Raw genomic sequence first — 17524 nt, forward strand, 5'->3', positions numbered from 1 at the left:
CGCCGGCGCGGTTCACCGCGGGGCGTGTCCGCAGATCGGGACGCTCGGCACCACCTCCTCGTTGCGGTAGACGTCGCTGCTCCAGCTGGGCCCGGCGGTCGCCGCGACGGGTGGGATCGCCGGCGCGCGGGACGGCGTGAGGAGGCTGAGGACCTTGTTGATCACCTGGACGACCGGTTCCAGGATGCGGTAGCCGACGCCGAAGGTCGCCCGCACCCCGATCCCGACCCCACGGCACTGGGCGTACGCGGCGCCGAGGGCGGAACCCAGCGTGGCACCGTACGAGGTGGTCAGCTCGAAGTAGACGCCGGCGGTGAACAGGAAGGCGCTGATGCCGACCGTGAACCGGACGCCGTGACGGATCAGCAGGCCCATGACGCCGACGGGGACGCCGGTGAGCGAGTTGAGCAGGCTGCTGCGGCGCTGGAACGACTGGCTGACCCGCGGGCCGACGCGGCCGTCCGCCCAGCCGAAGCCGAGCTTGCCGGCCAGCGCGTACTCGCCGGAGCCCCGCACCGTGCCGCTGCGCGCGCCGAACGCGGTGGTCACCTCCAGGGTCTGGCTCACCGTGAACGAGAGCGGGATGCCGGCCGCGTGTCCGATGGGGAAGGAGATGTCGATCGGGACGGGGAACACCTTGCGGTGGTTGCGCCCGTCGGAGATGCCGCCCTCGAAGTCCACCTTGATCCCGAACCCGCCGCTGATCTCCAGTTCGGCGCGGGTCACCGTGCCGCCGCCGATGTCCAGGTGGAAGGAGGCGTCCGGCCGGGTGAAGGTGAGCGTCACGGTCCCGACCAGGCGCACGCCCCCGTCGTCGTACGCGAAGTGCGCGCCGACGCCGTCGGTGCAGCAGGTGGTGTAGAGCTGGTAGCCGTGCGCCTTCGCGGCGCCCCGGCCGCCGCGCTGCGGCGCCGGCTGCGTGCCCGGGGCGCTCGGCGCCAGCAGCGGGCGGCTGCGGCCGAGGGTGCGCCGCGGCGCCGGCGGCTCCTCGGCCCACGACGGCTCGCCGGCCGGGTAGACGACCGGGTCGTCGAGGGCCAGGTGGGGAGACGCGAAGGTGCCGTCCCGGACGACCTCGGTGATGTCCACCGGCCCGATGGTCACCAGCAGGTCCCCGCCGGACCCGGCCACGTCCAGCACCCGGCCCACGCCCCGCCCGGTGACGAACATGACCTTCCCGGGGGCGAGCCGGTCGGCGTTGCGGGCCGCGGCGTCCAGCCGCCAGGTGAGCCCGTCGGCGCTGACCGAACGCACCGACCGGCCGCCCCCGCCCACGATCACCACGTCGGGTTGCAGGGTGACCCCGGGGCCGGGCGCGGGCGCGGCCCCGTAGCGCAGCTCCGCCTCGCCACCCGGCCCGGCCGGGCCGCCGCCGGCCCGGAGGCTGCCGCACCCGGTCAGCGCGAGCAGCACCGCGACCGCGGCGGCGAGCAACCGGCGGGCGGGCACCGGCCGGCTCACATCCGCCCGGCGACGGTGCGGGCCAGGCTCCGCAGCGGCTCGCGGTTCTCCTGCGGGTCGTTGAGCCGCATGAGCCGCACCGCCACCCAGACCTCGCCCTTCCGGAGGAAGAACGCCTCCGCGGTGAGGTGCCCCTCGTCGGCCACCCCGGCCAGCGGCTGCGCCTCGTGCCCCAGCTCGCGCTCGATGTCGAGGTACTTCTTCGCGCCGTCGCCCACGTACACCTCGACCTGGGCGGTCGGGCCGGTCACCGGGGCGGTGTAGGTGCAGGACTCCCGCACCGGCACCGCGGCGTCCACGGCCGTCCCGGCCAGCCGCTGCGCGTCGGCCCGGGTCACCAGGGCGCAGGCGTCCGGCAGCGCGGCGGACGGGGCCGCCCCGGTCGCCTCGGGCGTGGGCTCCGCCGGCGCCACGGCGACCGGCGGGCCGGCGGCTGCCGGCGGGTCGTCGACGCCGCCGCAACCGGCGGGCAGCGCGAGAAGGGCCGCCGCGAGGGCGAGCGCCGGCAGGAGACGGGTACGCACCGGAAGCCCCCTCACGCCGGGATCGCGTCGAGCAGGCGGCGCAGCGTCTGCTCGTAGCGGGCCACGTCGGTGCCGAAGCTGCTCAGGGTCAGCGTGTACGCGCCCTTGTCGCTGATCAGCACCGCCTCACCGGTGACGTCCTTGGCGGCCAGGTACGACTGGTCGCCGCGGTCCAGGTCGACCACCCGCCCGTACCGCTTGCCGGCCTGCTCGTGCTGGTAGTCGAAGGTCGCCCGGCCGGCCGTCGCGGAGGCCGTGGTGACGGTGAGGCTGGCCACCCCCTTGCCGTCGCCGAACAGGCAGTTGCCCTCGTCCCGCATGGGCTGTCCGAGCAGGTCGGACACCTGGGCCGCGGTGAACGGGCACGGCGGCCGGACACTGCCCGCCGGGTCGGCGGCGTCGTCCCCGCCGGTGGTGTCGTCCCCGGCGCCGGCGTCCACGCCGGCCGGTCCGGCCGTCGGGGTGTCGCCCGCGTCGTCGCAGGCGGCCGGCCCGAGCAGGGCCAGCAGGAGCAGGGGCAGCAGCCCGAGCCGGGCGGCGCGGGCGGTGCGGGATCGGGTGCCGGTACGGGCCGGCGGAAGCGCGTGACGTGCCATGGGGTCGACGCTAGGGCGACGGTGACCGCCGGTAATCGGGTGTTTCCCTACGTCGTGACCCGCCGGCTGCCGCCAGCGCGGCGGATCGGCGGATAGGGTCGGGAACCGTGCGGACCAAGCAGGAGCTGGGGGCGGCGATCCGGGAGCGGCGGCGGGCGGCGCTGGTCGTCAACGCGCACTCCCGCCGGGGGCGCCGGCTCTACGAGACCGTCCACTCCCGACTGCGCGCGGCGGGCTTCACCCTGCTCGGCACGTACCCGGTGGACCGGCCCGGTGAGCTGGACCGGGTGCTCGCCGAGGCCGCCGACCTGGGGCCGGACCTGCTGGTCGCCGGTGGCGGCGACGGGACCATCGGCGCGGCCGCCCGGCTGCTCGCCCACCGCGACATGGCGCTGGGTCTCCTGCCGCTGGGCACCACCAACAACTTCGCCCGCACCGTCGGCGTCCCGCTCGACCTCGACGCCGCCGTCGGGCTGCTCACCGGCGGCAAGGTCATCGACGTCGACCTGGGGCTCATCGGCGACACCCGGTTCACCAACCACGTCGGGATCGGGCTGTCGGCCGACATCATGCTGACCGCGCCGCCCCGGCTGAAGCGGGTGGTCGGCCGGCTCGCGTACCCGCTGACCGCGCTGGGGCTGCTGGCCCGGCACCGGCCGCTGCGGGTCACCGTGCGCGCCGAGGGGCGGGAGCACGGCTTCGACACCCACCAGGTGTACGTGGCCAACGGCGGCTTCCACGCCGGCCGGCCGATCACCGCGGACGCCAACGCCGACGACCGGCTGCTGGTCGCGTACCCGGTGGGTGGGCCGACCCGGCGCGGGCTGCTGCGCGAGACGGCGCGCAACGCGGCGGCCGGGCACCGCCGCACCCTCGGCGACGAGCCGTTCCTGGCGGTCCGCCAGCTCTGGCTGGAGACCGACCGGCCGGCGCGGATCGAGGTCGACGGCGAGCCCTACGGCCAGACGCCGGTGCGCATCGGCCTCGACCCGAACGCGCTGCGCCTCATGGCCGCGGCGGACAGCCCGGACCGCTGAGCGCTCAGTCCCGGCGGTCCTCGTCCGGGGTCGGGATCTCCTGGTTCTGCTCCACCGCGTCGGCCGGCGTCACGTCGGCGCGCACCGCGTCGGGCAGGCCGGTGTCGTCGCTCGGCGGCGTCAGCACGCCCTGCTCGGCCAGGTCCGCCTCGGTCGCCTCCGGCACCGCGTCCGCGATCGTGTCCGGCGGGCCGACCACCGTCTCGTCCTGCCGCTGCTCCTGTGCGTCGGCCTCCGGTGGCCGGCGCAGCGGATCCTCGTCGCCGATGCTCATCGCGGTACCCCGCCCGTCACCGGCTGCGCTGCACGAACGGCGCGGTCTGGTCGGCCACCTCGCCGTACTCGGTGGGAAGCTGGGCGACCGCCTGCGCGTAGCCGGCCGGGTCCACGGCGTCGCGGAGCACGTCGAACACGGCGGTCACCCCGTCCTTCGCCCGGTCGACGTCGACGTCGGCGCGCTCGCTGACCCGCTCCACGAAGATGTCGAGCCCGAACCGTTCGCCGGTCTCGCTGCCGCCGAAGGCGTACGCCCGCAGCGCCTCGGGGAGCCGGTCGGCCAGGTCCCTGGCCTCCCCGCCGTCGATCCGTTCCGCCAGTGTGGTCAACGTGGCCCTCGTGACGGCCGTGGCCTGCTCCGACGACATGCCGCAGCGCTTCGCCACCGCGCCGATGAACTCGTCCTGGTCCACCTCGACGCCTCCCTCTCGGCTGGGAGAAGCCGTCTTCCCGCGCTCCGCCCCCGCAAACGGTCCGGCGGCCCCGGCGCGCCGGGGCCGCCATGGACCGTCAGCGGTAGACGTGCACCGGGGTGCCGACGCCGATGGTGGCCCAGAGCCGGTCCATCGCCGGGACGGGCACCCGGACGCAGCCGTGGCTGGCCGGGTGGGTGGGCACGGAGGTCGCGCCGTGCACCGCATAGCCCCGGTAGAAGTAGTTCGGCCGCCACAGCAGGCCGAGATCGCTCTGCCGCCAGCCGTTGATGCGCCGCTGCACCGTCCAGTTGCCGGTCGGCGTGGGGGTGCTGGCCTTGCCGCTGGAGGCGTCCAGGATGCGGACCACCACCCCGTTCCTGGCCAGGTAGACCACCTGGCGGGTGAGGTTGGCCTCCAGCGAGTAGCCGGGGTGGGTGTACTTCGGCTTCGGGACGACCGGACGGTCGAGCGCCGCCCAGGTGCGCGGCCCGACGATGCCGTCGCGGACCAGGCCGTTGAGCTTCTGGAAGGCGACGACCGCGTGGTGCGTGGACGGCCCGAAGATGCCGTCCACCCCGCCCACGTCGTAGTGCAGCGCGGTGAGCCGCTTCTGCAGTGTGGTGACCGCCGCGCCCCGGGAGCCCTGCCGCAGCATCGGCCGGCTGGCGGCGGCGAGCGTGACGGCCGGGGCGGGGGCGGCCGAGGCGGCCGAGGCGTGGGCCGGGGCCGCCGGGGCGGCAGCGGCCGGACCGGCCACGCCGGCCAGGCCGGCGGCGACCAGGAGGGCCGTCCCCAACGCGGCGGGATGGCGGTGGCGCCTGGTGTGTGACGAGACGGGAATCATCGTCCCTCCCTTCCGAAAGTCCTACCCGGAAGGTAGTTCGCGGAAGAGGAAAAGTCTGCGCGTTCGTCCGGTTTCTGCCCGGTCAGGCGACCCGGGGTGCCGGCTGGGTCGGCAGGGCCACGCGCCGGGCCGTACCCGAGATGTCGCCCGTGCGCTCGACGGACGGCTCCGGGACCGGGGCCGTGCCCTCGACGGCGGCCGTTCCCGGCCCGGCCGGGTCGCTCCCGTCGCCGGCGCCGCGAACGGCGGTGAGCAGCGCGACCAGCCGGTCCACGTCGGCGGCGGGCATCCGGAACGAGCCGCGGCACACCGTGCCGCTCCACAGCGACAGCACCACGGCGCCCCGGTCCGCGTGGTAGCTGACCCGCAGCGTCCGGTCCTCGCCGCGCAGGTCGGTGAACAGGTCCCCGAAACCGGGCATCGGTAGCACCTCTCCCATCCACCCAGGATGCCCTTCCGCCGCATCCGGCGGAAGGGCTCGCCGTGCCGGGCCCCGGGGGCGGGGGTAGCGTGCACCGCGGAACGCGCAGCGCAGGGAGGTCCGGAGAGTGCAGACGACGACTGTGGACGTGCCGACCGGCGACGGGGTGGCGGACGCCCTTCTCGCCCGACCCGACGGGGACGGACCCTTCCCGGCGGTGCTGGTCTTCATGGACGCGTTCGGGCTCCGGCCGAGGATGGCCGAGATGGCCGGGACGATCGCCGCGCGCGGGTACGTCGTGCTGGTGCCGAACCTGTTCCACCGCTTCGGCCGCGCCCCGCTGGTCGACCTCTCCGGCCTGCACGACGAGAACCGGCGCGGCGAGCTGTTCGAGAAGATCTCCCCGATGATCGGCGCGTTGACCCCGGACGTCATCGCCCGGGACACCTCCGCCTACCTGGACTTCCTCGCCGCGCAGCCCGGCGTCGCGCCCGGCGCCGCGGCCCTCACCGGCTACTGCATGGGCGGCACCAACGCCCTGCGGGCCGCCGAGGCGCACCCGGACCGGATCGCCGCGGTCGCCGCCTTCCACGCCGGGCGTGTGGTGACCGACGCCCCGGACAGCCCGCACCTGGGTGTCGGCGCGGTGACCGGCGAGCTGTACTTCGGCCACGCCGACCAGGACCCGTCGATGACCGCCGAGCAGATCGCCACCCTGGAGAAGGCCCTGGACGCGGCCGGCGTCACCTACCGTTCGGAGGTCTACGCCGGGGCCCGCCACGGCTACACCCAGTCCGACACCCCGATGTACGACGAGGCGGCCACCGAGCGGCACTGGGCCGCCCTGTTCGACCTGCTCGACCGGACCTTCCGGCGCTGATCGGAGCCCCTGCCCTCCGCAACCGGACGATTCGCCCGCGCCGCGCCGGGTAACCGCCGCCATGGCCGACGAGCGCCCCGACACCGTCCGCTCGCCTCTCGACCAGGCCGCCGAGCGAGCCGGGCGGAAGCTGGCCCACGTCCGCGCCGAGGGCCGCGCGGCGGGCCGGCTGCGGCTGCGGCTGCTGGAGGTGACGGTCGTGATCGCCGTCCAGGCCGGGCTGGCCGCGGCGCTCGCCGCGCTGCTCGCCCAGCGCCTGCTCGGGCCCGGCGCGCACGTCTTCGCACCGGCCGCCGCCGTCGGCACCATTGCCACCGCCATCGGCCAGCGGGCCCGGCGCACCTTCGAGCTGCTGGTCGGGGTGGGGCTCGGCATCGTGGTCGGCGACGTGCTGCGCGACCTGCTCGGCTCCGGGTCCTGGCAGACCGGCCTGGTGGTGACCCTGGCCATCGCGACCGCGCTGCTGGTCGCCGGGCGCGGGGGTGCCCTGGTCGGCCAGGCCGGCGGTACGGCCGTGCTGATCGCCACCCTCGCCCCCGTCGAACCAGGCCTGGAGCTACCCCGGATCTTCGACGCGCTGGTCGGCGGGGTGGTCGGCCTCGGCGTGGTGGCGCTGCTGCTGCCGGTCAACCCGCTGCGGGTCCTGGACCGGGCGACCGAGCCGATCGTCACCGCGCTCACCACGGAACTCGACGCCGTCGCCCGGGCGCTGACCACCCGGGACGCCGACGCGGCCACCCGCTCGCTGGAGCGGATGCGGGGGCTCGACGCCGACGTGGGGCGGCTCAACGACGCGCTCAGCGGGGCCGAGGAGGTGGTCACCCTGGCGCCGGTCCGCTGGCGCCGGCGCGCCCGGTTCCACCGGTAGGCGGCCGCCGCGCAACACCTGGAGCGGGTGATCCTGTACGCCCGCTCGGTGGCCCGCCGCTCCGCCACGGCCCTGCAGTACGGCGAGCCGATCCCGCCCACCCTGGCCGACGCCGTGACCCGCCTCGGCGAGGCCGTCCGCACGATGCGCCGCGAGTGCCGGGACGGCGAGGACCTGACCGGCACCCGCCGGCTGGTCCGGGAGAGCGCCGAGCTGGCCGGCCGGGCCTGGGCGCAGGGGGTCCGCTCCTTCGGCGACGGCGTGGTCACCGACCTGCGCACGGCCGACAGCGAGCTGCTGCGGGCCACCGGGTGCGGCCCGGACGACGCCAACCGGATGGTGCGCACGGCGGCCGGCGCGGGCGAGGCGGAAACGCGCCCTCCGCCGCGGGCACACCTGTCCCGGGCGGTTCCGCACACCCCGCGGGCGCGGCGGCGGACCCGGATGGCCCGGCGCAGGCGGGCCCGCCCCGACCCGTTCCGCCCGCCGACGCGCACACCCCGCCCGAGCTGAACCTCCCGGTGGCCGCCGGCGAACCGGAGCCACGGGCCGGGAACTGGCCCCTCCCGCGGCCGCGCCCGCTGGCTAGCGTCGGCCCATGAGCATCGACCGCGCAGAGCTGTCCCGGCGGTTCGCCGCCCTGACCACCGCCCACGTGGCCGACGCCTGCCTGCGGGCCGCCGTCCCGGTGCGCTGCGCCCCGGCCGGCGTCCGTCCCGTGCTGGCCGGCGGCCGGCTGGCCGGCCGGGTGCTGCCGGCCCGGCACGTCGGCAGCGTCGACATCTTCCTCGAGGCGATCGACCGGGCGGCCCCCGGCGACGTCCTGGTGGTCGACAACGACGGGCGCACCGACGAGGCGTGCGTCGGCGACCTCGTGGTGCTGGAGGCGCAGGCCGCCGGCCTCTCCGGCCTGGTGGTCTGGGGCCTGCACCGGGACACCGGCGACATCCGGGCGGTCGGGCTGCCGGTGTTCAGCCTGGGCGCCACCCCCACCGGGCCGCAGCGGCTGGACCCGCGGCCGGTCGAGGCGCTGGCGTCGGCGCGGGTCGGGCCGTGGACGGTCGACCCGGGCGACGTGGCCCTGGCCGACGAGGACGGGGTGCTGTTCGTGCCGGCCGCCCGGGCCGGCGAGGTGTTCGACCTGGCCGAGTCCATCCGGGACACCGAGCGGCGGCAGGCCGACCGGATCCGGGCCGGTGAGCCGCTACGCGCGCAGGTCGGGTTCGGGGCGTACCTGGCGGGCCGGGTGGAGAACCCGGCGCTGACCTTCCGGGAGCACCTGCGCGCCGTGGGCGGCGCCATCGAGGAGTGAGCGCGGCCGGCGCTCAGGCGCCGCGGGTCCACAGCGCCAGACGCACCCGGTTGGGGCTGTCCGTCTTGGTCATGAGGCTGGTGATGTGGGTCTTGACCGTGGTGACGCCGATGTGCAGCCGGTCGGCGATCTCGGTGTTGGACAGGCCCTCGGCCACCAGGTCCAGCACGTCCCGCTCGCGGGCGGTCAGGCCGTGCACCGGTCGGGGCGCCTCGGCGCGCGCGTGCACCGCCCGCTGGACCAGCCGCCGCAGGACCTCCGGGCTGAACGGGCTGTCCCCGGCCGCCGCCCGGCGCACGCCGTCGAGCAGGTCGGCGGGGGGCGCGTCCTTGAGCAGGAAGCCGCAGGCGCCGGCGGTCAGCGCGGGATAGAGGTGGTCGTCGTCGCCGAACGTGGTGAGCACCAGCACCCGGGTGGCGGGGCGCTCGGCGAGGATCCGGCTGGTCGCCGTGATGCCGTCGACGCCGGGCATCCGCAGGTCCATCACCACCACGTCGGGCAGCAGCCGCGCGGCGAGGGTGACCGCCTCGCGGCCGTTGTCGGCCTCGCCGACCACCTCCAGGTCGGGCTGGGCGTCGCAGAGCATGCGCAGGCCGGCGCGGATGAGGTGCTGGTCGTCGACCAGCAGGACGCGGATCACGCCGGCTCCGGCGCGTGCGGCCCGGCGGGCCGTGGGCGGGGCGCCGCCGGATCCGGGGGGCGGGCCGGGGAGCGGGGCGGCCCCTCCGCTGCGGGTGCCCCGGCCGGCAGCACGGTGCGGACCCGCCAGCCGGCGCCGGTGGGGCCGGCTTCCAGCCGCCCGCCGAGCACCTCGACCCGTTCCCGCATCCCGATGAGGCCGTGGCCGCCGCCGGCCGGCGCCGCCGCGGGCGCCGGCCCCCGCCCGTCGTCGGACACCTCCCAGTGGACGGCTCCGTCGACCACCGCCACGGTGAGCCGGGCCCGCGCGGCCGTGCCGGCGTGTTTGGCCACGTTGGTCAGTGCCTCCTGGGTCAGGCGCAGGACCGCCTGGCCCCGCACGGCGTCCAGTGCCCCGACCGCCGGGTCGACGTCGGCCTCCACGGTGACGCCCGCCTGGCGGGCCCGGTCCACCGCCGCGTCCAGCGCCGCCGGGACCGCTGACGGCTCGATCGCGGTCAGCGCGGCGTCGCGTACCCCGTCGGGGTCGCGCAGGACCGCCACCAGGCGGCGCAGGTCGTTCAACGCCGCCGACCCGGTGCCGTGCACGTCGTCGAACACCTCGCCCACCCGCGGGTCCAGGTCCGGCAGCACGTGCCGGGCCACGCCCACCCGCAGCACCATCGACGCGACGTGGTGCGCCACCACGTCGTGCAGTTCCCGGGCGATGGCGCTGCGCTCGTCGGCGCGGGCGGCCCGGCTCTCCGACTCCCGCCGCCGTTGCTCGGCGGCGGCCCGCTCCTCGGCCTGCCGGGCCAGCTCCCGGGTGGTGCGGATGACCAGGCCGAGCAGCAGCGGCATGCCGACCTCGACGGTCAGCCCGAAGACGCCGGACAGCAGCCGAGGCACCGGGTCACCGATCGAGTCGGTCAGGTCGACGGCGACCAGCAGCCCGGCGGCCAGCCAGATGGTGCGGGACCGCTCGGCCCGCATGGTCAGCTCCAGCAGCGCCCAGCTGGCGCCAACCTGGTTGATCGTCGTGTCGTCGACCAGCGCGAACGCGACCGCCAGCAGCACAGCCTGCGCCACGAGGTTCACCAGCGGCCGGCGGTGGAACAGCAGTGCGGCGGCGAACGCGACCAACGCCAGCGCCCACTGCGTGGTCGTCGGCGCGTGGTGTCCCTGCGCGCCGAACACCAGGTAGCCGAGGCCGCTGAGGTCCAGCAGCAGCATCCGCGCGAGGGTGTCCCTCGCGTCGAAGAGGCGACCCACCCAGCCCACGACGCCAGCCTAGGCGGTGCGGCCGGCGACCGGGGTGACGGCCGGCCGGCCCCGGCCGGGAGGCGGGGTCCCGGCCGGCCGGCGCCATCCGGCGCGCAGTCCCAGGTGGACGGCCAGGCCGAGCGGTCCGAGCAGGATGGTCAGGACCAGCACCGGCGCCATGAGCAGCGCCGGCATGCCGCGCTCCCGGCCGTCCCGCCACATCCAGCGGCCGACGAACAGGTCGAACCCGATCATGTGGGCCCAGGCCGCCGCCGCGCCGTCCACGGTGCCCATCAGGTCCCGGACGCCGGCCAGGGTCGGTGCGGTGACCACCGGCAGCACCCGGCCGAGTGCCGGGAGGACCAGGATCGCGTAGATCAGCAGGACGGGAAGCACGATCAGCGGCGAGCCGACGATCCGGGCCGTCCACGACCAGCGCGGGGCCAGGATCATCAGCGCCCAGAACGGCGCGGCGACCGCGAACGTCAGGGTGAACAGCGTCCCGGTCACGCGGCCACCACCACGTCTGGGCGGCGCTGCCCGCGGACCAGGACCGCACCGGCGGCGGTCGCCGTCACGGCCACCAGGGCCGCCGCGACGGCCAGGGTGAGCGCGTCCGGGCGCAGCAGGGGCTGACCGCGCAGCGCCTGCCAGGTGAGCAGCAGCGTGGCCGCGCCGTACGCCGCGCCGGCGACGAGCACCAGGCGGGCCCGGGTCGGCTCGTCCAGCCGGGTGGCCAGGAAGCGGTTGAGCAGCAGGGCCAGCAGCGGCAGCGCCTGGAGGGCGTGCAGCCCGACGAAGTGCCCGATCCGCAGGTCACCGCCGGTGGTGCTCCAGCCGACCAGCGGCAGCCCAGGCCCGCCGTCGGCCACGCCGACGCTGTGCGCCCCGCTGATCTCCTCGGCCGTGGAATCGGGCGTGCGGGTCACCATCGGGACGGCGACCAGCATGCCGAGCAGGGACAGGCCGAGGCCCAGCCGGACGGCGTAGCCGGCGACCCGGTCCGCCGCGCGTCCGATCAGCGCCACGATCCCGATCACCAACTGGGCGACGAAGAGCACCATGATCGCCGCGCCCATGGCCGAGAACAGCGCCCCGTTCAGCGGGGAGGTGCCGTTGAAGTGGCTGGTGGTGCCGCGCAGCACCTGCGTGACGATGATCGCCATCTCCACCACAGCCATCGCGACGATGAGGGTGGCCGCCCACTCGGCGAGCCGGCTGCGGCGCGGCAGCAGGGTGAGCATCCAGGCGAGGGTGGCGCCGTAGAGCACGAACGAGACGGCGAACTTCAGCGGCTTGAGCCAGATCGGCGCGCCGGTGAGCACCCGCGGGTCGGCCAGGACGCCGACGGCCGCGACGACGGTGAGCCCCGCCATCGCCGCGACGAAGAGCATGAGGGGGCGGTGCCAGCGGGCCGCCCGGTTCAGCACGGTAGTCATGCCTGTAGATGCTCGTGGGCCGGCGATCCGGTCGCGCCCGACCGGAGGCCCCGATGCCGGCCACAGGTCGGAGGCGCCGCCTCCTACCGAGGGAGGAGGCGGCGCGCGAACAGGCGCACCTGTCCGTCGGCGTTGCGGACGGCGAAGGTGTCGGCCCTCCGCGCGCTCACGTGGCGTCGGCGGGCAGGTGCTGGACGAGTTGGACCGGGTTGCCGTCCGGGTCGGCCGTCCAGGCGATGAGCAGCCGGTCCAGCCAGACGTGCGGGGCGGCGAGCGCCGGCGCGCCCGCGGCGGTCAGCGTCGCGTACGCGGCCGCGGTGTCGTCGGTCCAGAGGATCACGGCGGCCCGCTGCCCGCTCGGCACCGGGTCGAGCCCGTGGTCGTCGCGGGTGGACGCCACCGAGGCGATGCCGATCCGGTAGCCGTCCAGCATCAGGTCGACGTGGATCGGGGTGCCCTCGGCGGGCACCCGGAAGGTCTCGGTGAAGCCCAGCCCGGCGTAGAAGGCGGCGGCCCGGGGCACGTCCTCGCTGAACAGGATCACCTGCGGGGTGCGGAACATGGACATCGGTGGACCGTACCGTCAGTCGGGCAGCATGGGCATCTCGAAACCGGGCTCGCGGCCGAGCAGCACCCCGCGGGTCAGCGCGCGGGACCCGAACCGGTCCCGCACCGCGTCGACGGCGGCGTCCAGCGCCGGCCCCGGGTCGCGGGTGAACGGCAGGGTGAGCTGCACGTGCCCGTCGTCCAGGTTGCCGACGGCGACGCCGATGAGGGTGACGCCCCGGGTCTCGATCTCCGGCAGCGCGGCCCGGAGCAGCGACCGGGCGGTGGCCCGCAGCGGCCCGGTCTGCGCGGTCGGCTTGTCCAGCGTGTGCGCGCGGGTGGCCCGGGTGTAGTCGGCGAACCGCAGCCGCAGGGTGACCGTGCGGCCGGTGCGGCGGGCCGCCCGCAGCCGGCCGGTGACCCGGTCGACCAGCCCGGCCAGCACGGCGTCCAGTTCGGCGGGGGAGTGCGGCTCCCGGCCCAGCGCGTGCTGCGCGCCCATCGAGGAGCGCCGTCGGCCGACCTGCACGGCGCGCGGGTCGCGGTTGTGGGCGAGGGCGTGCAGGTGCCGGCCGGCGCCCGCGCCGAGCAGCGACACCAGGGTCGCCTCGTCGAGGCGGGCCACCTGCCCGACGGTGCGCAGGCCCCGCTCGCGCAGCTTCGCGGCGGTGACCGGGCCGACGCCCCAGAGCCGCTCCACCGGCAGCGGGTGCAGGAAGGCCAGCTCGCCCTCGGGGGCGACGACCAGCAGCCCGTCCGGCTTGGCCACCCCGCTGGCCACCTTGGCGAGGAACTTGGTGCGGGCCACTCCGACGGTGATCGGCAGGCCGACCTCCCGGCGTACCTCCCGGCGCAGCTCGGCGGCGATCCCGGCGGGCGGGCCGACCAGCCGGCGCAGCCCGCCCACGTCGAGGAACGCCTCGTCGATGCTGAGCCCCTCGACCAGCGGGGTGGTGCGCCGGAAGACCTCGAACACCGCCCGGCTGGCCGCCGTGTAGGCCGCCATCCGGGGCGGCACCACGACGGCGTCGGGGCAGAGCCGCCGGGCCTGCCGGCCGCCCATCGCGCTGCGCACCCCGCGCGCCTTGGCCTCGTAGCTGGCGGCGAGGACCACGCCGCCGCCGACGATCACCGGCCGGCCGCGCAGCCGGGGGTCGTCACGCTGCTCGACGGAGGCGTAGAACGCGTCCAGGTCGGCGTGCAGGATGGTGGCCTCGCTCGACACGGCACCATATTCGCACGGATGTTCGAACGGCGGGCCGGTCAGGGCATGCTGATCGCCAGTTTGCCCAGGGCGCCGCTGAACTCCGTCAGGGCCCGGGGCGCCTCGTCCAGCTCGTAGCGGCGCGCCACCGGCACCCGGACGCGACCGGCCAGCACGTCGTCGGCGATCCGGTCGAGCGTCCTCCGCTCCGGGTTGCCGAGGATCGAGACGGCCGCCGGGTGCTGGTCGGGGCCGAAGCCGACGGTGGAGGCCAGCCGCCCGTCCGCGGCGAGCAGCCCCGCCAGCGGCGCGCCCTCGCCGGCCAGATGCACCACCGCCGAGACGCCGTCCGGGGCGAGGGCACGCACCTGCCCGGTCAGGTCGCCGGTGTAGTCGACCACCTCGGCGGCGCCCAGGTCCCGGACGAAGTCGGTGGCCGGCCCGGGGCGGGCCGTGGCGACGACGCGGGCGCCGGCCAGCCGGGCGTACTGCACGGCCAGTGCGCCCACGCCGCCGGTCGCCCCGGCCACCAGCACGGTGTCGCCGGGCCGGACGGCCAGCGCGTCGAGCGTGTCGAGGGCGGTGGCGCCGGCCAGCCCGAGCACGCCCGCCGTGGAGAGCTCGATGCCGTCGGGTACGCGGGCGATTCCGTCCGGACCGCCGGCCGTCACGTACTCGGCCCACGTGCCGTCGCCCAGGTAGGGGCGCATGAGCACCCCGAACACCGGGTCGCCGACCCGAAAGTCGCTGGTGCCCCCGATCGCCTCGACCTCGCCGGCGAAGTCCTTGCCGAGCACCACCGGGTACCGGTAGTCCATGGCCCCGCGCAGCGCCCCGTCCGCCGCCTTGCGGTCGAAGCCGTTGACCGAGGACGCCCGCACCCGCACCAGCACCTCGTCCGGGCCGGGACTGGGCCGCGCCAGGTCGTCCCGGGCGGTCGGCGCCGCCCCGTCCCGGTCGAGAGTGATCGCCTGCATCCGCTCGCCCCTCCTCCGGCGCCCGGCGGCGCCCGTCGGCCGCCCGGCCGGGGCGGGTTCCCCGGCGCGACGGCGGCTACACCCGGCCCGCGCGGCGGGTCAGGCGCCGCGGGCGCGGGGCCGGCGGGACAGCGAACTCGGCGCGTTCACGCCGGCCTCGTCACTCACGCTCATCCCCAGCCGCTCGACCAGTTCGCCGCCCAGCCAGCCGGTGAACCCGGCCAGCACGATGCCGGCGAAGCTGCAGACCAGCGCACCGGCGTTCGGTTCCCAGTTCTCCGCGCCCCGGCGCAGCAGCCAGCTCACCGCGAACAGCACCAGCACGACCACGTTGCCGAGGCCGTGCGTCGCGCCGACCCGCTTGGCGCGGGTGCCGGCCGGGATGGCCCGCCAGTCGATCAGGCCGAACACCGCCGCGACCAGGCCGCCGATCACGCCGGCGGCGATGGTGTACGCGGCGGAGACCTGGAAGCCCGTCCGGTCGGTGATCAGGTACAGGATGTCGAAGATCACCGAGGTGGCGAGCAGTCCGAGCGGAAACACGATCAGGATGGGGTGGATTGCATGCCCCATCGACTTCGCGCGACTCTCCATGCCGGTCCTTCCTTCTCGCCCCCAGGCGCGCCCGGTTTCCCCGCCCGGCGCGGACTACACCTCCCGCCGGGCGAGGGTGATCGCCTGCCGGGGCGGGCGGCGGATCACGGCGAGCCGGTCGCCCCGCACCCGCACCGAGGTACGCCCGCCGCGCCGCCGCCGCACCGTCAGGTCGACCGTCGCGCCGCCCACCCGTACGCCCTCCAGCCGCAGGTCGGGCAGCCACTCGGGCAGGTGCGGGTCGACGAGGACCGCGCGCAGCGGCGCGGCCGGGCGCAGCGCCAGCAGGGCCTGGACCAGGGCGACCACGGCACTGGCCGACCAGGCCTGCGGGGAGCACGAGTTCGGGTAGACGCCCGGGTGCGGGTGGGCCGCGTCCCGGGGCAGGCCGCTGAGCACCTCCGGCAGCCGGTGCTCGGCGAAGAGCGCCGCGGCGCCGAACATGCCCTCGGCCAGCCGGTGCAGGTGCGGCCAGCAGCCGTACCGGGCCAGCCCCACACCGATGGTGCCCGCCTCCACCGGCCAGACGCTGCCCCGGTGGTAGCTGAACGGGTTGTAGGCCGGGTGCTCCGCCGACAGGGTCCGCACCCCCCAGCCGCTGAACATGTCCGGGGCCAGCAGCCGGTCGGCCACCCGCTCCGCGACCCGGGTGGGCACGATGCCCGTGGCGAGCAGGTGACCGTCGTTGGAGTTGGTCGAGCGGACCGGCCCCTTGTCCGGCGCCAGCGCCATCGCGTAGCAGCCCCGGTCGGGCAGCCAGTACGCCCGGTGGAACCGCCGGCGCAGCGCCCGGGCCCGGGCCAGCAGGGCGGCGCCCCGGGCCGGGTGCCCGGTGACGGTGAACACGACGGCGGCGTGCCGGAGGGCGGCGTACCAGTAGCCCTGCAGCTCGCTGCTGGCAATGGGGTTCGGCACCACCTCGCCCCGCTCGTCGACGATCGCCGTATCGGAGTCCTTCCAGCCCTGGTTCTTCAGCCCGCCGGGGGAGCGGCAGTGGTAGTCGAGGAAGCCGTCGCCGTCCGGGTCGCCGTACCGGTCGATCCACTCCAGCGCCCGGCCCGCCGTGGGCAGCAGCTCCCGCACCGTGTCCAGGTCGCCGGTCCAGGCCAGGTACTGGCCGAGGAACACCAGGAAGTCCGGCGCCGTGGACCAGTCGCCGTAGTAGCCGGTGAAGGGGTTCAGCCCGAGCAGGGAGACCGGCCCCTGCCGGGCCTCGTGCAGCGGCTTGCCGGGTTCCTCGTCCCGCCAGTCGTCCAGCCGCCGGCCCAGGTGCGCGGCGTTGAGCCGGAGGCTGTCGGCCAGCATGGTGGGGCCGGCCAGCAGCGCCTGCCAGGAGGCGGTCATCGTGTCCCGGCCGAAGATCTCCTGGTAGATGGGGAGACCGGCGATCGGCGCCGTCGGGCCGGCCGGCTCGCCGAGCGGCAGCACGGCCAGGTCGCGCACGGCGCACCGCCAGGCCGCGGTGACGTCGAAGTTGCTGCTGGACAGCCGGGCCAGCTCGGCGTCCAGCCGCGCCCGGGCGCGGGCGGCCGGGTCGTCAGGCTCGGTGAAGGTGGCCGGGGGCGCGGGCAGCCGGGTCCCGTCGAAGACCGGCTCGACGAGCAGGTCGGCGCCGGCGCTGCCGCCCGCCGGCACGGCCAGCTCGACGGTGAACCCGCCGTCGGCGTACGCCACCGGGGCGTCGGCGCGCAGCCGGACCGCCACCGCCCGGTCCAGGCCCTCGTGCCGGTAGGTGAGGAGCAGCTCGGCCGGGTCCGGGTCCCACCCGGCCGCCACCTCGGCTACCTGGAGCCGGCGGCCCGCCTCGGCCTCGCTGGTGTCGGCGAAGTCCGCCTCGACCGTCACCCCGAGCCGGAACCGCAGCGGCCGGGCGGCGTAGCTGACCACGGTGAACCGGCTGCGCAGCCCGGGGCCGACGAACCGCTCGACGGTCAGGTACGCGGCCCGCGACGGCAGCACCTCCCCGTCGCCCAGCTCGGCGTAGGAGAGCTGGGCGTGCCCCCGCACGTTGGCGGTGGCGAACGGCACCGGCTCCCGGCCGTCCACGGTGATCCGCTCCCGGCTGAGCACGCGGGTGTTGCGGGCGAAGAAGCCCTGCGGGTCCGCCCCGGCGATCCGGCCGCGGACGTCGGTGACCAGGGTGCTCCACCCGCTCGCCACGTAGAGCAGGTCGGGCCGGACGCGCAGGTTGCGGACCCAGGTCATCCGACCGCCGTTACCCGTTCGCGCCCCCGCTACGCCCTTCGGG

General features: G+C 76.3%; 21 protein-coding genes. 5 read left to right on the forward strand and 16 right to left on the reverse strand.

The genetic code is table 11. From position 1 onward, the window contains the following. Positions 1 to 12: 12 nt before the first annotated feature. From ABZS80_RS10930 to ABZS80_RS10940, 3 genes are read right to left on the reverse strand one after another with little or no spacing between them, the layout of a single operon-like run. The gene (locus ABZS80_RS10930; RefSeq protein WP_355055541.1) at positions 13 to 1461 is read right to left on the reverse strand and encodes a hypothetical protein; all 1449 of its coding nucleotides are present in this window, start codon (positions 1459 to 1461) and stop codon (positions 13 to 15) included. Further along, positions 1458 to 1985 (reverse strand): hypothetical protein, encoded by a 528-nt coding sequence (locus ABZS80_RS10935; protein ID WP_355055542.1) that lies wholly within the window; start codon positions 1983 to 1985, stop codon positions 1458 to 1460. The genes ABZS80_RS10930 and ABZS80_RS10935 overlap by 4 nt, the downstream gene beginning before the upstream one ends. An 11-nt stretch (positions 1986 to 1996) precedes the next feature. Continuing rightward, a complete protein-coding gene (locus tag ABZS80_RS10940; RefSeq protein WP_355055543.1) occupies positions 1997 to 2581 on the reverse strand; it encodes a hypothetical protein in 585 nt (194 codons plus the stop codon). Between the two features lie 107 nt (positions 2582 to 2688). Here ABZS80_RS10940 and ABZS80_RS10945 point away from each other — a divergent pair, with 107 nt between their 5' ends. Next, on the forward strand, positions 2689 to 3618 hold the full coding sequence (locus ABZS80_RS10945; RefSeq protein WP_355055544.1) for a YegS/Rv2252/BmrU family lipid kinase: 930 nt from the start codon (positions 2689 to 2691) through the stop codon (positions 3616 to 3618). Positions 3619 to 3622: 4 nt separating this feature from the next. Here the strand turns inward: ABZS80_RS10945 and ABZS80_RS10950 are convergent, their stop codons facing one another. The 4 genes from ABZS80_RS10950 to ABZS80_RS10965 all read right to left on the reverse strand — a co-directional run bounded on the left by ABZS80_RS10950 (position 3623) and on the right by ABZS80_RS10965 (position 5575). Then, on the reverse strand, positions 3623 to 3892 hold the full coding sequence (locus tag ABZS80_RS10950) for a hypothetical protein (protein ID WP_355055545.1): 270 nt from the start codon (positions 3890 to 3892) through the stop codon (positions 3623 to 3625). 16 nt (positions 3893 to 3908) lie between these two features. Further along, positions 3909 to 4307, reverse strand: a complete 399-nt coding sequence (locus ABZS80_RS10955) for a DUF2267 domain-containing protein (protein ID WP_355055546.1) — start codon at positions 4305 to 4307, stop codon at positions 3909 to 3911. 97 nt (positions 4308 to 4404) lie between these two features. Continuing rightward, positions 4405 to 5106 carry a L,D-transpeptidase family protein gene (locus ABZS80_RS10960; RefSeq protein WP_355055547.1) on the reverse strand — a complete coding sequence of 234 codons (702 nt, stop codon included), beginning with the start codon at positions 5104 to 5106 and terminating at the stop codon, positions 4405 to 4407. 130 nt (positions 5107 to 5236) lie between these two features. Next, positions 5237 to 5575, reverse strand: coding sequence for a hypothetical protein (locus ABZS80_RS10965; protein ID WP_355055548.1), 339 nt, complete (start codon positions 5573 to 5575; stop codon positions 5237 to 5239). Between the two features lie 127 nt (positions 5576 to 5702). Between ABZS80_RS10965 and ABZS80_RS10970 the strand changes: the two genes are divergently transcribed. The 4 genes from ABZS80_RS10970 (at position 5703) to ABZS80_RS10985 (ending at position 8635) form a co-directional block, all read left to right on the forward strand. Further along, positions 5703 to 6455, forward strand: coding sequence for a dienelactone hydrolase family protein (locus ABZS80_RS10970; protein WP_355055549.1), 753 nt, complete (start codon positions 5703 to 5705; stop codon positions 6453 to 6455). A 61-nt stretch (positions 6456 to 6516) separates the two neighbouring features. Beyond that, positions 6517 to 7323 (forward strand): FUSC family protein, encoded by an 807-nt coding sequence (locus tag ABZS80_RS10975; protein WP_355055550.1) that lies wholly within the window; start codon positions 6517 to 6519, stop codon positions 7321 to 7323. A gap of 27 nt (positions 7324 to 7350) precedes the next feature. After that, positions 7351 to 7836, forward strand: coding sequence for a hypothetical protein (locus ABZS80_RS10980; protein WP_355055551.1), 486 nt, complete (start codon positions 7351 to 7353; stop codon positions 7834 to 7836). A gap of 85 nt (positions 7837 to 7921) precedes the next feature. After that, positions 7922 to 8635 carry an RraA family protein gene (locus tag ABZS80_RS10985; RefSeq protein WP_355055552.1) on the forward strand — a complete coding sequence of 238 codons (714 nt, stop codon included), beginning with the start codon at positions 7922 to 7924 and terminating at the stop codon, positions 8633 to 8635. A gap of 13 nt (positions 8636 to 8648) precedes the next feature. Here the strand turns inward: ABZS80_RS10985 and ABZS80_RS10990 are convergent, their stop codons facing one another. The 9 genes from ABZS80_RS10990 to ABZS80_RS11030 form a co-directional block, all read right to left on the reverse strand. After that, positions 8649 to 9275, reverse strand: a complete 627-nt coding sequence (locus ABZS80_RS10990) for a response regulator transcription factor (protein WP_355055553.1) — start codon at positions 9273 to 9275, stop codon at positions 8649 to 8651. Next, positions 9272 to 10534 (reverse strand): histidine kinase, encoded by a 1263-nt coding sequence (locus ABZS80_RS10995; RefSeq protein WP_355055554.1) that lies wholly within the window; start codon positions 10532 to 10534, stop codon positions 9272 to 9274. The genes ABZS80_RS10990 and ABZS80_RS10995 overlap by 4 nt, the downstream gene beginning before the upstream one ends. 9 nt (positions 10535 to 10543) lie before the next feature. Beyond that, positions 10544 to 11026: an ABA4-like family protein gene (locus tag ABZS80_RS11000; RefSeq protein WP_355055555.1), complete on the reverse strand. Its 483-nt coding sequence runs from the start codon at positions 11024 to 11026 to the stop codon at positions 10544 to 10546. Continuing rightward, the gene (locus ABZS80_RS11005) at positions 11023 to 11955 is read right to left on the reverse strand and encodes a hypothetical protein (RefSeq protein ID WP_355055556.1); all 933 of its coding nucleotides are present in this window, start codon (positions 11953 to 11955) and stop codon (positions 11023 to 11025) included. The genes ABZS80_RS11000 and ABZS80_RS11005 overlap by 4 nt, the downstream gene beginning before the upstream one ends. A gap of 166 nt (positions 11956 to 12121) precedes the next feature. Continuing rightward, on the reverse strand, positions 12122 to 12523 hold the full coding sequence (locus tag ABZS80_RS11010; protein ID WP_355055557.1) for a VOC family protein: 402 nt from the start codon (positions 12521 to 12523) through the stop codon (positions 12122 to 12124). Between the two features lie 15 nt (positions 12524 to 12538). Beyond that, the gene (gene dinB / locus ABZS80_RS11015; protein WP_355055558.1) at positions 12539 to 13726 is read right to left on the reverse strand and encodes a DNA polymerase IV; all 1188 of its coding nucleotides are present in this window, start codon (positions 13724 to 13726) and stop codon (positions 12539 to 12541) included. Between the two features lie 38 nt (positions 13727 to 13764). After that, positions 13765 to 14682 carry an NADP-dependent oxidoreductase gene (locus ABZS80_RS11020; RefSeq protein ID WP_355055559.1) on the reverse strand — a complete coding sequence of 306 codons (918 nt, stop codon included), beginning with the start codon at positions 14680 to 14682 and terminating at the stop codon, positions 13765 to 13767. Positions 14683 to 14781: 99 nt separating this feature from the next. Continuing rightward, positions 14782 to 15276 (reverse strand): DUF2231 domain-containing protein, encoded by a 495-nt coding sequence (locus tag ABZS80_RS11025; protein WP_355055560.1) that lies wholly within the window; start codon positions 15274 to 15276, stop codon positions 14782 to 14784. Between the two features lie 54 nt (positions 15277 to 15330). Beyond that, entirely contained in the window at positions 15331 to 17481 is a 2151-nt protein-coding gene (locus ABZS80_RS11030; protein WP_355055561.1) for a glycogen debranching N-terminal domain-containing protein, read from the reverse strand. Between the last annotated feature and the right edge of the window lie 43 nt (positions 17482 to 17524).

Origin of the sequence: Micromonospora sp. NPDC005305, assembly GCF_040607315.1 — a bacterium.
GTDB lineage: Bacteria > Actinomycetota > Actinomycetes > Mycobacteriales > Micromonosporaceae > Micromonospora.

Bases quoted from the DNA above. Each gene is read 5' to 3' on its own strand.
- ABZS80_RS10940 (WP_355055543.1), bottom strand. From the start codon at position 2,581: ATGGCACGTCACGCGCTTCCGCCGGCCCGTACCGGCACCCGATCCCGC.
- ABZS80_RS10950 (WP_355055545.1), bottom strand. From the start codon at position 3,892: ATGAGCATCGGCGACGAGGATCCGCTGCGCCGGCCACCGGAGGCCGAC.
- ABZS80_RS10965 (WP_355055548.1), bottom strand. From the start codon at position 5,575: ATGCCCGGTTTCGGGGACCTGTTCACCGACCTGCGCGGCGAGGACCGG.
- ABZS80_RS10975 (WP_355055550.1), top strand. From the start codon at position 6,517: ATGGCCGACGAGCGCCCCGACACCGTCCGCTCGCCTCTCGACCAGGCC.
- ABZS80_RS10985 (WP_355055552.1), top strand. From the start codon at position 7,922: ATGAGCATCGACCGCGCAGAGCTGTCCCGGCGGTTCGCCGCCCTGACC.
- ABZS80_RS11005 (WP_355055556.1), bottom strand. From the start codon at position 11,955: ATGACTACCGTGCTGAACCGGGCGGCCCGCTGGCACCGCCCCCTCATG.
- ABZS80_RS11010 (WP_355055557.1), bottom strand. From the start codon at position 12,523: ATGTCCATGTTCCGCACCCCGCAGGTGATCCTGTTCAGCGAGGACGTG.
- ABZS80_RS11020 (WP_355055559.1), bottom strand. From the start codon at position 14,682: ATGCAGGCGATCACTCTCGACCGGGACGGGGCGGCGCCGACCGCCCGG.
- ABZS80_RS11025 (WP_355055560.1), bottom strand. From the start codon at position 15,276: ATGGAGAGTCGCGCGAAGTCGATGGGGCATGCAATCCACCCCATCCTG.
- ABZS80_RS11030 (WP_355055561.1), bottom strand. From the start codon at position 17,481: ATGACCTGGGTCCGCAACCTGCGCGTCCGGCCCGACCTGCTCTACGTG.